Here is a 16,753-nt window from a genome sequence, read left to right as displayed (position 1 = left end):
AAGATAAACTGAACAAATAGCTGAAAAATTTTCATTATGTTGAAGGCAATAGGTGAAAAAATCTTACATCTATCTAAAAAGAGAAAGTTTTGGCAAACATTACACTAAAATCCGTAAAAAAGTGCTTTTTTTGCACTGCCAAAATCATTTGATACTTATCGTTGAGTGAGGGGATGAATAGATTTGATTTTGGAAATTCAATGTTTGGATTACATTATATAAACCACCATTATGATTTTAGGAATTTTAAAAGAACCTTCTCCGGAAACCAGGGTTTCCTTGCATCCGGAAGCTGTAAAGGTCCTAACTGCATCAGGCAATAAAGTCCTGATTGAAAAAGGGGCTGGAGAATCCTCTTTCCTTTCTGATACCACATATTTGGAAGCTGGTGCTGAGGTTAAAGAACGCGTTGCTGTTTTTAAGGAAGCAGAAATGATTTTTCAAATCACACCGATGGATGCCTCAGAGCATGCTTTACTTACTAAAGGGAAATATCTGTTTGGTGTATACCAACCCTTAGTAGCCAAAGACCTTATGAAAACACTTGCTGGCACAGGAGTCTCTTTGTTCAGTATGGATTCAATCCCAAGGATTTCGCGAGCTCAAAGCATGGATGTATTGTCCTCTATGAGTACCGTTTCGGGTTACAAGGCAGTCTTATTGGCAGCGGCAAACTTACCGAGATTTTTCCCAATGCTAATGACAGCTGCAGGCACTATTGCACCAGCCAAAGTATTGGTAATAGGTGCAGGTGTGGCAGGGCTACAAGCAATCGCTACTGCTAAAAGACTAGGTGCTGTGGTAGAAGCATTTGATACCAGACCCTCAGTAAAGGAACAAGTTGAGAGTTTAGGTGGTAAGTTTGTAGAAGTACCAGGAGCTGTAGAAGATACAGGTGCTGGAGGGTATGCAGTAGAGCAATCTGCCGAATACAAGCAAAAGCAATCCGAAATGTTGGAGAAATCCATCATTAAATCTGACGTAGTTATAACGACTGCATTGATCCCAGGCAGAAAAGCGCCTATCTTGATTACCAAATCCATGTTGGAAAAAATGAAATCAGGCGCAGTAGTAGTAGATCTTGCGGCAGCTAATGGTGGGAATTGCGAAGGTACGCAAAACAACGAAACGGTATCTATAAATGGAATAACGGTAATTGGTAACTCTGCTTTACCTTCCACTATGCCACAGGATGCAAGTAAAATGTACAGTAAGAACGTACAAAATTTATTGAAACTCATGTTAAAAGAGGATCAACTAAACCTCAATTTTGAGGACGCAATAATTAAAGGAACCTGCATCACTCATGATGGAGCGATAGTTTATGAACCCTTATTAAAATAATATGGAAGCGATTATTGAATATATATCAATTAACCAACAAGAACTTTATATTTTCATTCTGGCGATATTCGTAGGTGTTGAGGTTATTTCAAAAGTACCTACTGTGCTGCATACACCACTTATGTCGGGGTCCAACGCCCTCTCAGGAGTAGTTATCGTAGGGTCTATTATTGTATTAGGAAAAACAGACCCTTCCAACTATCTGGCCTTGTCCCTAGGCTTTTTGGCAGTTTTGCTTGCTACCCTAAATGTGGTAGGTGGATTTGCTGTGACCAACAGAATGTTAGAGATGTTTAAGAAAAAACCAGGTAAAAAATAAGAATTATGATTTTACAGATAATAGATATTTGCTACCTGATAGCAGTGGTACTCTTTATCGTGGGTATCAAGATGATGAGTCATCCAGATTCTGCTAGAAAAGGGAATAGCATCGCCTTAGCAGGAATGATATTGGCTATATTGGCCTCCTTTCTAACCCCAGGTTTAGATAACCTAGTACTTATACTTATTGCTATGGCCCTCGGAACGGTAGGTGGTTTATACTCTGCCAAAACAGTTCAGATGACAGCAATGCCTCAATTGGTATCTTTCTTCAATGGGATGGGTGGAGCTGCAGCAGCTTTGATCGGTTTGGTTGAATACGGTGACCTACCTATTGGTGACATCGGTAAAGGTGCAGTACTAATGTCCAGTTTGGTCATTGGATCTGTTTCGTTTTCAGGTTCATTAGTAGCAATGGGCAAGCTACAAGGTGTTTTAAAAGATATTCGTATCAATAAAATGCTTGGATTTGCAGTATTGGGAATAGCCGTAGCATTGGCTGTTTATATACTTACTTCTGGTGCACCACAGCCGACACTAATCTACGTATTGGTAGTTCTTTCACTCATTTATGGATTGATGTTCGTCTATCCTATTGGAGGTGCAGACATGCCAGTAGTTATCTCTTTACTCAACTCCCTGACAGGAGTTACAGCTGCTACCACAGGATTACTTTATGACAATAAGGTAATGCTTATGGGGGGTATCTTGGTTGGTTCCGCAGGGATTCTACTTACCTTATTAATGGCTAAAGCCATGAACAGGTCCGTATCTAATATTCTATTTACTTCATTCGGTGCTTCTGCTGGAGCAGCTGCGTCAGGTCAAGAGGGTGATCAGGTGGCCAAGGAAATCAATTCTTATGATTCCTCCATCTTATTGGCTTATGCCAAGCGTGTAGTAATTGTTCCTGGATATGGTTTGGCAGTTGCACAAGCACAACATGCTGTACACGATTTAGAGAAAATATTAGAAGAAAAAGGTGTTGAAGTACTTTATGGAATTCACCCTGTTGCAGGTAGGATGCCTGGTCATATGAACGTGCTCTTAGCAGAGTCTGATGTTTCTTATGACAAGCTTATCGAAATGGATGACATCAATGAGAAATTCCCTAATACTGATGTAGTAATGGTGATTGGTGCCAATGATGTAGTTAACCCTGCTGCAAATGATGATCCTTCAAGTCCTATTTATGGCATGCCTATACTAGAAGTCAATAAATCGACCAACGTGATAGTGATCAAAAGAAGTATGAGTTCAGGTTATGCCGGGATTCAGAATGCGCTCTTTTTCGATCCTAAAACCCGAATGCTATTTGGAGATGCCAAAAAGGTACTCAATGACCTCGTGGGAGAAGTTAAAAACATGTAAACTAAAAAGGCTGCTTTTACAAAAGCAGCCTTTTTTTATGCTTAAAAATCAAATCCTGTGATTCTTTATCCCTTTTTTACAATTTAAAATATAAGTTAACGAAGGTAAGTATCTTAATTTTTCTTGCCTACAAATCTAATAACTGACCCTTTCCCATTGTGGTATAGCCCTTCACCTAACTCCACTTCTTTCTCTTCCAATAGGATGATGGTGTAATTGCTGAAATCCGCTTTTATCTCTTCTATAGAGAACAAGGAATCCATATCTTTTGGACCTCCAATTTTTTCATTTTGCACCCGGTACTGTAAATTCTTCTTGCTAAAAGCTTCAAATATAATTGTCCCACCTTTTTTTAAAAAGCCATCCAATATTTTATGGTATTGAGACTTTACTTTGGCTGGAAAATGAGCATAAATTAAAGCCATTGCATCAAACTGTTCGTCTTGATACTTCGCTGATAAAAGGTCATTTGCTTGATAATCTAGGCTTACCTTATTCTTTTCTGCCAGCTTTATGGCTTTATTCTTTCCTTCTTCGCTTTGATCAAAGGCAAAAACAGTCCAGCCGATTTTTGCCGCGAAAACAGCATTTCTACCTTCTCCCTCAGCAGGCAAAAGAATGGTACCAATTGCTAGTTCCTTTATTTTTTCTTCAAAAAATAGGTTTGGTGCTTCCCCATAGGCATAAGCTTCCTTGCCATACCTTTCATTCCATTTTTTAATCCAAATGTCTTCCATCAATTAAATTTAATCAAATAATGCCAACATTCCATCTCCGTCCAGAGATCCAAGGAAACTATCTCCTTCTGCGATTACCTCTTTAGCCATTTTTGTTTTAGCCTGTTGAAGCAGCATGATTTTCTCTTCAATGGTATTAGTACAAACCATTCGATAGGCCATTACATGTTTTTCCTGCCCCATACGATAACAACGGTCTATGGCTTGATTCTCTACAGCAGGATTCCACCATGGGTCCAAAATATATACATAATCGGCAGCAGTAAGGTTTAATCCTGTGCCACCTGCTTTAAGACTGATCAAAAATACCCGCTTGGTATCATCATTTTGAAATTGATTGACACGGGCTTCACGTTCCTTGAGGCTTGTCTTTCCATCCAGATAGTTATATTCGATTTGATTCTCCTTAAATTTCTCTTGAACAATGTCCAACATTTTCACGAACTGGCTAAATACCAACACTTTGTGATTTCCAGTTTTTTCCGTTATGTGTTCGAGTAGTGTTTCCATTTTAGTAGAAGCACTCTTCCCTTCATTATTTGGGACAAGATCGGTGGAATCACACACCTGCCTCAATCTAGTAAGCCCTTCCAACACATACATTTTGGAAGATTCTGACCCTTCCTCCTCAAATTTCTTAAGGAGAAAATCCCTATACTCATTTCGATAAGCATCATAAATTTTTCGTTGCTCAGTATTCATCTCGCAATACAAATATTCTTCTGTCTTTTCGGGTAACTCAGTGAGCACTTCTTTTTTGGTCCTGCGGAGTATAAAAGGTTGAATTTTTCTTTGCAGTTCAGACAACATTTCGGTATTACCCTTTTTTAATGGAAGAAGATAATTGTCTTTAAACCCTTTGAAATTTTTAAAAAACCCTGGATTGACAAAGTTCATCTGTGCATAAAGTTCAACCAAGTCATTTTCAATAGGTGTACCAGTCAATGCTACTTTAAATTTCCCCTTTAACTTTGTGATGGCCTTATAGCGTTGGGAATGGGTGTTTTTTATAGCCTGAGATTCATCCGCAATAATGGCATCGAATTCTATTTGCTTGAGCAATTCCAAGTCATTAATGACCAGCCCATAGCTAGTCAGTATTACTTGATGCTTGCTGAGCTCCTTCACCGAATCATAGCGGTTACCATGATGGATGAAGTAATCTATATGAGGAGCAAATTTCTCCAGCTCATTTTTCCAGTTAAAAAGCAGCGTGGTGGGCACGACAACAAGTACACGGTTCTTATTGTTTTCCACCAGTTTGCAAATCATGGCGATCAGCTGAAGGGTTTTCCCTAAGCCCATATCATCTGCTAAAATGCCTCCCCATCCATATTCCAGCAGGAAATTCAACCAATTCAAACCTGCAAATTGATAGTTCCTCAAAGTAGCGTTCAATTGCTTGGGAACAGTCGTTTGTTGGATTTCAGTAAACTTCCGAAATCTTTCTTTTTTTTCTTCGATTTCCTGCGAAATACCTGGATAATTCACCAATTCTGGCAGGTCATCAAGGAGGTTAAAATGGGCCTTGGATATTTTAATGTTTTCTTTATTGGTCTCACCGGTTCGAAAAAGCCGGTTAAATTTTTTGACCCAATCCTCAGGTAAAATCCCTAAAGTGCCATCAGCCAACTCTACAAAGTTATTATTCTTTTCAAAGGCTTTTTTTATGTCCTTTAGTTTTACCTTATTGTTTCCAAAAACCACCTGGGCATTGACTTCAAACCAGTCTTGAGAAGAGCCAAACTCCATGCTGATCTTGGGTGGAAATGGAGAGAACTTTTTGATGTTAATTTTATCTAAGCCAAGCACTCGAATACCTCTTTTTTTAAGTATTTCAAAAGCCTTCATAAACCATAAATTATTCATGAAGGCATCGTGGGTTAAATGAAAAAACCCCTGTCCCCCACCCCGTTGGAAGCTAGGGTGCAAGTCTCTCAAAAATGCGAGGTATTCATCCTCTACCTCTTCATCGCGCAGGTAAAGCGTTCTGGTATCCGGATCCATGATGGAGTTCCCTTCCAAAGGATTGGAATATGCATTTTCCCCATATTTGACCAAAGGCCGGAAAATGACAAGTCCGGTCAATTCAGAAATATATAGTTCACGATTTAGGACTCCATTTCCATTAGATTCATTAAACACCCCAGATTCATCAATAATTTCAACATTTTTAGACATGGGCCATAAAATCTTATTTACTAAATCATCTAATTCCCTTTCCACAACTTGTAATACTGGGAAATCCCTCAAAAACTCAAGTACCTTCATTTCCATAGGGGTTCGTAAATAAAAAAGCGACTGATTTAATAAGGTGACGTAGGTCGAATTACTTTCCAATTGATCACTTATTTCCTCAAGCAAAAATTCCTGTTCATTTGACTTTAAAATGACGAGGACATCATACAACAATCCTTCTTTTTGAATTTTAAGGACCAATTTGGCATTCAAAACTTGAATAGGTTGCTTAAAATTGCTTTTCTTGGGATATAGCGTATCTCGTCCATTTCCTTGAAAAGCAAATAGGCTATATTCGGATGCAAGTCGCAAAAACTCCCCAAAAAGAGCATGGATGATTTGAAAATCTTTCGTTTTGAGCGCCATGTTTAATCTGTTAGCCACCATCAAAATACTTTCCAAATCAGGATTATTTCCCAGTCGAATATCATCAGGATCTTCCAGTAGGGTGAATTTAACTTTTAAGGCCTTAGGATCATTTTTGCTCCCCTTTGCCATAAACGGAAGTATTTTTTCAAATTTTCCGCGATAATCCTTTACTAAGGCAAAGGCAGCATTGTACAAACCCCACTCAGAGGAGGTCCCTGTAGCAGTAAGTTTCTCATCAGCATCACGGAAAGGTGCAAATAAATTTTGCTCCATACTCTTGGAGACACGGTCCACATCATAAAACCCTCTAATAGGCCCCTTAGGAATCAAAATGACCTCACCTTCAGAATACACAAAACTTAAGGCTTTCAGTGGATCTTTTATTTGATCTTGTAGACCAAAGCGTATTAAATATTCCTTCATGGCCTGCTCCCTCTGCGCAGTATTTAAAAAAGTCAATTCCTTTATTTGGGGATTTTTAAAACGCATTTTTAGCCATTGTAAACCTAATCTGACCTGGTGCTCAAGTTTATTAAATCCATTTATGGTAATATTTCCACTGGAATATTCCACCGATAAATCATGAAGCCGACCCTGAATTTCTACTTCATAATGGAATCCATTTTTTAAAATAATAATGTTATTTAACCAGGCTTGAACAGAAATGTCAGGCACCATGGTCATTTTTTCAGACAAGCTGGGAATTTCATGTTGACCACAAGGAATTACCAAAGGAAAATTCAATTTTTTCTCTGTAAGAATTGGAGGGCCTACTTCACTGCTAATCTCCTGGACAGGATTAAAATCTTTATTAGATTCCGATGCATACTCCTTATCCTTATTGGTATCCAAATACAATAAAGCTGCAGCTACGTGCTTGCATTCGAAATTTTCCATGTAATACACGCAATTACAATCGAACGGTTCCTCGTCAAAAAACTCCTCATCTTTAACCCAATCATTATCCATTAAATCAATAAAAACTTGGTAATAAGGCTCCACATTACCCTTCACCAAGAAATAAAAGGTTTCTAATTCCTCATCATAAAAATCGAAGGTAACTTCCCCTTGATTTAGAAGTAATTTTCCTCTTTTTATCAATTCAGGTGGCAATTCGTTCTTTAAATACCTTAATGTTTTTAATTGCGTTCTTTCAAGTGGCATAGCCTTTAAGTTTGTGAAAATCTTAGGGTTTAAGCATTACAATATAGATTCCTTAATTATTTTGATGAAAATTCTCCAACATCCTACATATTCTAAAATTAGCGGAATTCTAAGGATTTAATAAAATTTAAACCAATTATCCTCCTATTTATTTCGATATTATTCCGCTCGTTATTAGGTTCATTGAATAAATCAAACCCAGGCTCTAACTCCATACTTTCAATCCTAACTAAAATTATTTTATTATTTTTAAAAGAAGCGAATTCAAGGTATCTTCGTAAAGGTTCTTAGAACCTAAACCAGTTATTTTTTTTAAAATGCACTTAAAAATATTTAAAATGCATTTATTTTTATTCAAAATAATTTTATAGCTTTGACAATTATTTTTAGTTTTATTAATCTTTTTAAAAATTATGAACAGATTGAAATTAATACACTACTTTCAATTTTTTAGTTTGATTGTTTTGGGGGCATGTGCTACAGAATATGAGCATCATTTACCCACCGATGGAAGTATAAGTTTTCAGGTTAATGAAAGCTTCGTGGGAAATGAGAGAAATAGAAATTTAGCACTCCCTGTACAGGGGGTGAGTAGTGTGGTCCTTACTATCGATAACGAAGATGGGGGCCAAACCATTTTTGACCGTCAATCCTTACCTATATTGGGCTTTGGTGATGAAATCCTGATAGAAGAAATAAACCTCGCACAAGGCAACTATCAAATTTCTGCATTTCATTTGACTGATAGTAGTGGGAACATCTTATATGCCACTCCAATGGAAGGCTCTGAATTTGGAGAGTTTCTGACGCGCCCACTTCCAATCCCTTTTAAAGTGGCAGCGAGCGAATCACAAAGCCTAAGCCTTGAGATCATTTCTACTGCCGGAAAGAATCCAGAGTCTTTCGGTTTTGAATCCGGAATGGCTGGCTTTAGAGAGACCTTTTACTTTTTCATTTCTGTAGTACGTGAAAAGGTTGATGACTTTATGGATTTTATTCCAGCAGAATTAACTATTAGCCAGGGAGCCCATCTATTGACCCAGCAACTTAATGGCAAATTGAACAAAATTGTACTGCCAAAGACCAACGAAAAGTATGACCTTACACTTACTTATGGACCTTTTCAACCCATCGAAAAGAAGATAACTTACGATAGTCTTCAAATATTTGAGCAGCGACCACTAATTGTTGAAATGACAAAAAAGCGTGCAGATGAGTGGTACATAGGAGGAACATTCCAAGGGAATGTGCATTTGTCCTCTCAATCAGCCCTTGATTCTTTTGGTTTAAAGGGATATGATATTATTGAGGGTAGTTTAACCATAGGCCATACACCTGAAGGTTCATCCGATCCCATTTTAGACCTATCAGCATTGGCTACAATAGACCAAATAGAAAATTATTTGATCATCATAAATAATCCGGAACTACGATCATTAGAAGGTCTCGATTTTCTTAGAAAAATTAACCTGGACTTGGTAATTAGGGATAACCCTCTTTTAGATTCATTTTCTGGGCTGACTTCTTTGGAATATTTGCATGGACTCAACTTGATAAACAATCCAAATATCCGAGACTTCAATGGTTTTAACCATGTTGCATCCAAGTTGGTATCCTTACATATTGAAAATATGGAGCATTTTATAGGATTAGAAGGAGAAGGGTTTGAAAACGCAATAAATTTGATTTATATAGATATTCTTTCCAATCCCAATCTAAAGCATCTTACTTTCCCTACGCAAACTGAAACGCATCATTCAAGCCTTAAAGTTAGTAACAATCCATCCTTAATTTCTTTCGGTGGTGGAAATGGTAGGTTTAAAAATCTTTCAAATCTTAGTCTCGAAAACAATGAAAACTTATCAGACTTGGGTGGCCTTGTACATAAAGATGGGGAAGGAATTCGGGGATTATCCGTAATCAACAGTCCGAAATTGACCTCCTTATCACCGCTTTTTCTTAGTCAAGCTGCGGGCAAATTACGCATAGAGAATAATGAAAAATTGGAAGATCTCAATGTTTTTTCTTCAGCAAGTATCTTTTTTGACAAAATAATTATATCTGAAAATCCACAACTTAAAAATATAGATGGTTTTGAAAATGCAAAAACATTTGATTTTCAAAGGGACCCACTGGATAACACAATTCCTTTGCCCAAGATGATTAAAATCACAGATAATAAATCTTTGGATAATTTTTGCGGATTGAAAAACACCCGGGTATCTCTAGGTATCCATCTTCAAATTGAACGCAATGCGTATAATCCAAGTATTTTAGAAATTGTAGGAGGCAATTGCAAGCTATGAATGTAATCTATCAAGAATTTCGAATCGTATGCTTCATGCTTTTGATTACTATTGGATCAGTCTTGGTTTCTTGCGAAGAGGCCGAAAAACCAATTATAGTTCCTGATCCTATTGCGAACCCGGGAGAAGAAAAAGAGGAAAATCCCGAAACACATGAAAAATTACCCGCTGTAATTATCAAGATTGCCAAAACTTCACATAAATCTTCTAGGCAACTAAGAGTGACCGATTATAGTAAGGCAATTATTACTATTCAAACAGTAGATGGTGATTCTACCGCTTACATTAACAAGAGAATTCAGGTTCAGGACATGGGAGATCACTACCTGACAGAAAAAATCATGCTTCCGGAAGGATCTTATCAGGTAGTTGCATTTTATGTGCTGGATGATAACAATGACATTGTAGAGGCCACTCCTAAGAAAAACTCCTCACTAAGTGAGGACCAAAATTTGTCATTGCCACTGGCTTTTGAATTAAAAGCCATACCAATGGAAAATGAGGAGGAAGCGGAAGTTCAACTTTCCATGCAAGTAGTAACTGCAGAAGGACATAGTCCCTCCGACTTTGGTTTTCAGTCGTTTGGTTTGGATATTGTAACTCCTACTTTTAATAAAATCTACATGGCAATGGTTACTGATCAGCGATTAATGGATTTCTTGTCGGGATCTATAGAAATCACTGTGGACGGTGAAGTCCTTACCCAAGAATTAATTGCCGGAATTAATGAATCTGTATCACTTCCCATAGCTGATAGTTATGCTATTCTTTTTAAAAGCTTCAACTTTGACAATTTCACGGATACGCTAACATTAGATCAACTTAATTCCTTTGTTGAACAGCCTATGGTAGTAGAAATGGTAGCGTCAGAAATTAAATGTTTAGGAGGGGAACATTCGGGAGATTTGGTATTGACAACACAAACTGAATTAAATGATTGGGCATTACGCTGTCATACCGGAATTCAAGGAGACCTTTTCATTCTGGGAGGTGATGACCAAGATCCTATCCTAGACCTGTCGGCTTTAGAATTAGTGACCCATGTTTACGGCGATTTAAAAATTGAAAACACAGCAAATCTAAAAAACCTACATGGTTTGGAAAACCTGACCCTTGTAGAAGGATGGGTAACAATTGAGAAAAATAGCAATTTAGAAACTCTTGAAGGTTTATCCCTGTCCGAACCAAGACATTTAAATTTAACCATAAATGACAACCCGTTATTGTTAAACCTCAAAGGATTGGACAACATCAAAAAGTTGGGTTATGTATTTATAGATTCCAATTCAAGTTTAATAGATTTTCAAGGCTTGGAACAAGTCTATGAAATATCCCAATTAGTGGTAACTTCCAATGGTGCTCAAACCTCTTTTCAAGGGCTCAATAATGTACGACATATCGGTTCTATTGAGCTTAAATATTTTGATATTACCAACTTTGATGGTTTTCAAGGAGTGGAAACCATAGGGAGCCTTACTTTATGGGACATGCGTAGACTTGAAGACTTTACTGGGTTTTCTGGTACGGTGACCTTTGACTTAGACTTTATGAATACAGGATTTAAATCATTGGAAGGCCTTACCGTGGCAGAGGAGCTTCGAGCTGTACACTTGGTAGACAATTTATCTCTAAAAAACCTTCGTGGATTGAGCAATCTCAAAATAATAAGTAAAAATCTTACAATTCAAGATAATTGGAGCATAAAATCCTTGGAAGGGCTTGATAACTTGACAGCTGTAGCAGGAAGGATGCAAATTCAATCGAATACCTATCTCACAAATTATTGCGCTTTGTCCAAGTTATTTGATGCAGAAACATTTCCAGTAATAGTGATAAGCGAAAATGGGTACACCCCCACGATTGAACAGTTGAAAAATGGTGAATGTCAAGGTGTTTTAGAATATTAAAACAGTTTTAAAATAATACCGGGTAAGAAAATCTCTTTTCCGGTATTATTTTATAAATATCCTTCCCAAACAAATAGAGAAGGAAACCAACTTTTACAAATTAAAATTATACGCAAACACCAATAAAACTGGCCAGGGTTCGGTTAGCCCAGTTATACGTGCATCTTGTTTTAAATTTTCCAAATCATTTTTATAGGAGGATGATCTTACAGGAATAATTATTCCCATATCCCAAAAATTCCCTTCTTTACGATTACTATTTAATTTAATCCCTGCGCCCAATGAGGGGCCAAAATAAGTTTTGCTTGATTGAGGTAATCCATCAATTTTAATGGCTGCATTGGTACCAACCATACCTGAAAGATAAAATTGTGCCATACTCTTGCTTTCAAAGTCCTTAATTATCCCAATGTTATAACCTATATCAGCAATCTGGTAGCCAACACCACCAAATAAGTTTACTCCCTTGGCTACATTGGTACCTACATGCAATCCTACTCCTCCATAGGGAAGTCCAAAGCCTACTCCTATATTGGCTTCTCCTGCTTGTGAGCTTAAATGATCTTTTTGAGAAAATGCTGATAAACTAAACATCAAACATGCAAAAAATAATACTAAGGTTCTACTGATTTTCATAATTATAAAAATTCTATACTGGTTAAACTTTTTTTACCAATTCATTAAAAAACATTTATATTAGTATGAAATACTTAAATCCATATTCCATAAAACTAATCACATAATAGTTTAAAACTACTTATATTTTCATGATAATCTAAAATAAAATAGCGAAAAATTATTGCTCGATCACACTATTTTTTTTGAACTGAGGATAGTGAATTCACCAATTTAACTTTACCCTTTAGGGGTAAATAAACCTAAAAAATTTCTGGTCTGATTTGGAACAACTATAAAAACTTATTCCCCGGCAAAGGCGCTTAATATTCAATCAAAATCATTTAGAATTAGCCTTAAAAAATCAAATGGATTCAATCATAAATAGCTGTAATTATATTTTTTTTAAAGTGAAAAAATCTTTTCCATGATTACCCATTTCTCACCTGGTTTGGCCCAAGGAAGTGCTTGTTGCAAGGTACTCATCAACTTTTCCCATTCCATCACCTTTTCATTGCTTTCATCCATCTTGGCTTTTTCATCAAAAGAAAAGGTATGACCAACTTCCATGATCATGAATAGACGGTTACCTGTAAGGTAAATATCCATTACTTCAACGTCTGCATCCTTTATGCTTGAAATTATGACTTCAGAAACCCTTTTATGATGATCAATGTACTTCTCAATAATTATAGGGTCATCTTTTAAATCCAATGCAAGACAATATCTCTTCATATTAATTTATTTTTTAAAGTCGATAAAAGTTTACCGCGTTCGAATGCCATATTTTTTGCCGCGTAGCTTTAGAATGCCCTTGAAAATACCCTTCTACCAGTCCTACTACTTGTTCATAACTACCTGCCAATTTGCAGACTGGCCAGTCAGAGCCAAACATGACCCTGTCCTCCCCAAAAGCTTCCATTACAATATCCATATAAGGATAAAATTCTTTGTCTTCCCAATGATGCCAAGCGGCTTCTGTAATCATTCCAGATAGCTTACAATGTACATTAGGGAATTCAGCCAATGCTTTGATATTTTCCTTCCATTTTTTATTCTGACCATTCTTTATGTCCGGTTTTGCCAAATGATCCAGAACGAAGTTTCCCCGTTCGAAATTGGCCACCGACTTAATAGCACCTTTCAATTGATGTGGAAGCACCAAAAGATCATAGCTGTAGCCAATATCAAATATCGCATGTAGTCCTCGTTGAAAAGCTTCATTTAAAATGAATTCAGAGTCGGCTTCATCCTGAAGCACATGCCTAAAACCTTTAAGCTTTTTAAAAGCCTCATAAATACTTAATCGGGCAGCTAGGTTCGGGGACTTCAAGTCGATCCATCCCACCACGCCTAAAATAAAAGGATGATTTTCTGCCAACTTTAGAAGGAAATGGTTTTCCTTCTCATCCTGTAATGCTTGGACAGCAACTGTTCCTTCAACTCCGTTTGCCGCTAGTATTGAAAATAAATCAACCGGGAGGAAGTCCCTCTTCAAACAACGCATTTCCTCATTAATCCATGAATATTCAATCCGGTCATAGCGCCAAAAGTGCTGATGAGCATCTATTTTTTTGGTCATAACAAATGAATAATTAAATATTATGGATGTAAATAAACAAATGCATTTATATTCATTCCTGCTCCGACCGAGGCAAACAAAGAATAATCACCTGAGTTGATTTGATGGTTTTCTTTGTCCCCTTTAGCAACCAAATCGTACAGAATTGGTACAGTAGCCACTGAGTTATTACCCAATTCCTGAATACTCATCGGCATAAGGTCCTTTGGAATATCGGTTTTGTTATAAAGCAGAAAAAGACGCTCTAATATATTGTGATCCATTTTAGCATTTGCTTGGTGGATTAGCACATGTTTGAGATCTTCGATATCAATAGCAGCTCGTTCGATACAATCCTTGAGGGTTGGCGCAACAGTTTTAATTGCATATTCATACAATTTCCTACCATTCATTTTCAAAAACCGGGTATTGTCGGGGTGATTGGGATTGTATGAAGGACCCATGCTCAATAAATAAGCGTGATCTAAAGTGTCTGACCGTGTAATATGGGCCAGAATACCCTCTTTCCTATCTCCTTCTTTGGCCTCAAGGATGACCGCTCCTGCCCCATCAGAAAAAATCATGCTGTCGATGTCATGAGGATCAGAAATTCTTGACAAATTTTCTGCACCAATTACCATTACTCTTTTGGCATCTCCTGATTGAAGGTAATAATTGGCCTGAATCATCCCTTGAATCCAACCTGGGCAGCCAAATGGCAAATCATAGGCAACAGTATAGGGATTTTTTATGCCAAGCTTGTGTTTAACCCTGGCAGCCAGAGTTGGACAGGTATCAATTCGAATATTGTCCTTTAATATGTCTCCAAAATTATGTGCAACAATAATGTAATCCAGCGTTTCTCCATCTATATCCGCTGAGCTCAAGGCATCCTTTGCCGCAAAATAGCCCATATCTGAAGTCATTAAATTTTCTTCTAGATACCTTCTCTCTCGTATTTCAGTGATTTTTTGAAGTGTGGCCACAATATCGGCATTTGGTTTAACCAACCTGTTGCCACTTGCGTCATAAAATTCATTGGTTAAAAAATAATCATTTGGGATAACTTCTTTAGGCAAGTATTTCCCTGAACCAACAATTATGCTACTTATTATTTTCTTATCCATTAATTATTTTTCTAACTAAAATTTCACAATCCCAAAATACGTATTATTAGCACTATTTGTGACGAAATCTCCAGAATGACTCGAATTATTAAACCCAACAATCATTTAATTTGCAATAATCTTTATCCGTTTTTAGTTTACTGTATTTAACCAACAAATAAACAATCAAACGATTTCTTTTACTAATAGTATTTTAAAAGTACCAATCAGGCCAACTTCACAATGCCCAATCAAGTACATAAAGCCCACAAATTCTAGCCTGCCAATTAAAATAAGGTCATTAAAAATACTTTCGCTTCTATAATACGCCACAAATGTGCAAATGACTACTTTTTATTGAAGACATTAACCTCATTAACCATAGAAAAAAATGGTTTTGTCCTGTTTAGAAGATCTGTTTTAAAATTGGCCATAAAAAAAAGGGGCTGAAATTAATCAGCCCCATTGCATTTTCTGATTTATTTCAAATCAGGCTGCGGTGTCATTCTTAAATATGGTTTTATTTCCTTAAATCCTTTAGGGAATTTAGAAGGAATGTCTTCCGTTTTAATGGCAGGAGAAACCACTACATCTTCACCATTTTTCCAATCCGCTGGAGTAGCTACAGAATAATTAGCAGTCAACTGCAGAGAATCAATTACCCTCAAAAGTTCAACAAAGTTTCTACCTGTACTCGCGGGATAAGTAATGATAAGTTTTACTTTTTTGTCATTTCCAATAATAAAAACGGAACGAACAGTAAAACTTTCACTAGAATTTGGGTGAATCATGTCATAAAGCTCGGAAACCTTCTTGTCCTCATCCGCAATTATAGGAAAACCTACGCTTGTATTTTGAGTTTCGTTGATATCCTTAATCCAAGACCTGTGACTTTCTGCTCCATCCACACTTAAGGCAAGCATTTTGACATTTCTTTTGTCAAATTCTCCCTTTAACTTGGAAGCCGCTCCTAATTCTGTAGTACATACTGGTGTGTAATCGGCAGGGTGAGAAAACAAAATCCCCCAACTGTCTCCAAGGTATTCATAAAGGTTTATTTGTCCAGCTGAAGAGTCAGCCGTAAAATCCGGTGCAAAATCTCCTAATCTTAATGCCATAATTTTACTTTTTTAAATTAATTTATTATTCATTGGGTTCATTAGAGAAACAGAATTGGCAAAAATAAAGTTTACACATAGTAAAATATTTTCTTTCTATAAATTTTACCCCTAATTTTCAAAGGTTTGTGATTAGTTTTGGATTATTTTTTTGGTGTGTTTTGGTTTGTTCTTGAAAGGCCCTATATTTGCATCACCATTTAGGAAAAGAGCACATCAGTCATTAAATGGTCCGTTCGTCTAGGGGTTAGGACGTATCCCTTTCACGGATGAAACACGGGTTCGATTCCCGTACGGACTACTTCATATGATGCTCTTTTTCTTTTCTGGTCCGTTCGTCTAGGGGTTAGGACGTATCCCTTTCACGGATGAAACACGGGTTCGATTCCCGTACGGACTACAACAAATTTTTTTTGTTTGCCACCTGGCAGGCAAATTTTATTTGTGGTTGTTAGTGGTTAAAGTGAATAAAAAAACCTGATCAATCGATCAGGTTTTTTTTTTGGCCAAAAAATGATTCCTATTTAAAACCTCCCATAAGATGGATCAGGCTGAATATCTGGGGGATTTATTTCAAGCATAAATTTTTGACAGTC

Annotated in this window: 12 protein-coding genes and 2 tRNA genes; 7 read left to right on the top strand and 7 right to left on the bottom strand. The window is 36.9% G+C overall.

The features are described 5' to 3' along the window. Positions 1 to 231 precede the first annotated feature (231 nt). The 3 genes from AAC073_RS14570 to AAC073_RS14560 are packed head-to-tail and all read left to right on the top strand — an operon-like array spanning position 232 to position 3,036. On the top strand, positions 232 to 1,344 hold the full coding sequence (locus AAC073_RS14570) for a Re/Si-specific NAD(P)(+) transhydrogenase subunit alpha (protein WP_339924515.1): 1,113 nt from the start codon (positions 232 to 234) through the stop codon (positions 1,342 to 1,344). A 1-nt stretch (position 1,345) separates the two neighbouring features. Then, entirely contained in the window at positions 1,346 to 1,663 is a 318-nt protein-coding gene (locus AAC073_RS14565) for an NAD(P) transhydrogenase subunit alpha (RefSeq protein ID WP_014021957.1), read from the top strand. 5 nt (positions 1,664 to 1,668) lie between these two features. Beyond that, positions 1,669 to 3,036 carry an NAD(P)(+) transhydrogenase (Re/Si-specific) subunit beta gene (locus AAC073_RS14560; protein ID WP_339924514.1) on the top strand — a complete coding sequence of 456 codons (1,368 nt, stop codon included), beginning with the start codon at positions 1,669 to 1,671 and terminating at the stop codon, positions 3,034 to 3,036. A 113-nt stretch (positions 3,037 to 3,149) separates the two neighbouring features. Here AAC073_RS14560 and AAC073_RS14555 read toward each other — a convergent pair whose 3' ends face one another. Then, complete coding sequence (locus AAC073_RS14555; RefSeq protein ID WP_339924513.1) at positions 3,150 to 3,773, bottom strand: class I SAM-dependent methyltransferase; 624 nt, start codon at positions 3,771 to 3,773, stop codon at positions 3,150 to 3,152. Between the two features lie 9 nt (positions 3,774 to 3,782). Further along, a complete protein-coding gene (locus AAC073_RS14550) occupies positions 3,783 to 7,544 on the bottom strand; it encodes an SNF2-related protein (protein ID WP_339924512.1) in 3,762 nt (1,253 codons plus the stop codon). A gap of 413 nt (positions 7,545 to 7,957) precedes the next feature. On the opposite strand from AAC073_RS14550, the gene AAC073_RS14545 reads away from it, so the two are divergent. Beyond that, positions 7,958 to 9,850, top strand: coding sequence for a hypothetical protein (locus tag AAC073_RS14545; protein ID WP_339924511.1), 1,893 nt, complete (start codon positions 7,958 to 7,960; stop codon positions 9,848 to 9,850). A 35-nt stretch (positions 9,851 to 9,885) separates the two neighbouring features. After that, entirely contained in the window at positions 9,886 to 11,757 is a 1,872-nt protein-coding gene (locus AAC073_RS14540) for a hypothetical protein (protein ID WP_339924510.1), read from the top strand. 93 nt (positions 11,758 to 11,850) lie between these two features. Here AAC073_RS14540 and AAC073_RS14535 read toward each other — a convergent pair whose 3' ends face one another. From AAC073_RS14535 to AAC073_RS14515, 5 genes are all read right to left on the bottom strand, one after another. After that, positions 11,851 to 12,393, bottom strand: coding sequence for a hypothetical protein (locus tag AAC073_RS14535; RefSeq protein WP_339924509.1), 543 nt, complete (start codon positions 12,391 to 12,393; stop codon positions 11,851 to 11,853). Between the two features lie 384 nt (positions 12,394 to 12,777). Continuing rightward, entirely contained in the window at positions 12,778 to 13,107 is a 330-nt protein-coding gene (locus tag AAC073_RS14530) for an L-rhamnose mutarotase (RefSeq protein WP_339924508.1), read from the bottom strand. Positions 13,108 to 13,120: 13 nt separating this feature from the next. Next, positions 13,121 to 13,954 carry an amidohydrolase family protein gene (locus AAC073_RS14525; protein WP_339924507.1) on the bottom strand — a complete coding sequence of 278 codons (834 nt, stop codon included), beginning with the start codon at positions 13,952 to 13,954 and terminating at the stop codon, positions 13,121 to 13,123. Positions 13,955 to 13,974: 20 nt separating this feature from the next. Further along, positions 13,975 to 15,060: a ketoacyl-ACP synthase III gene (locus tag AAC073_RS14520; RefSeq protein ID WP_339924506.1), complete on the bottom strand. Its 1,086-nt coding sequence runs from the start codon at positions 15,058 to 15,060 to the stop codon at positions 13,975 to 13,977. Positions 15,061 to 15,518: 458 nt separating this feature from the next. After that, positions 15,519 to 16,157: a peroxiredoxin gene (locus tag AAC073_RS14515; protein WP_339924505.1), complete on the bottom strand. Its 639-nt coding sequence runs from the start codon at positions 16,155 to 16,157 to the stop codon at positions 15,519 to 15,521. A gap of 229 nt (positions 16,158 to 16,386) precedes the next feature. On the opposite strand from AAC073_RS14515, the gene AAC073_RS14510 reads away from it, so the two are divergent. Next, positions 16,387 to 16,458, top strand: a tRNA-Glu gene (locus tag AAC073_RS14510). Positions 16,459 to 16,485: 27 nt separating this feature from the next. After that, positions 16,486 to 16,557: transfer RNA gene (locus tag AAC073_RS14505), tRNA-Glu, on the top strand. Positions 16,558 to 16,753 lie beyond the last annotated feature (196 nt).

Origin of the sequence: uncultured Cyclobacterium sp. (assembly GCF_963977555.1) — a bacterium.
Classification (GTDB): Bacteria; Bacteroidota; Bacteroidia; order Cytophagales; family Cyclobacteriaceae; genus Cyclobacterium.
Note: the sequence above shows the minus strand (reverse complement) of the source record. Positions and strands in the feature narration are given on the sequence as shown.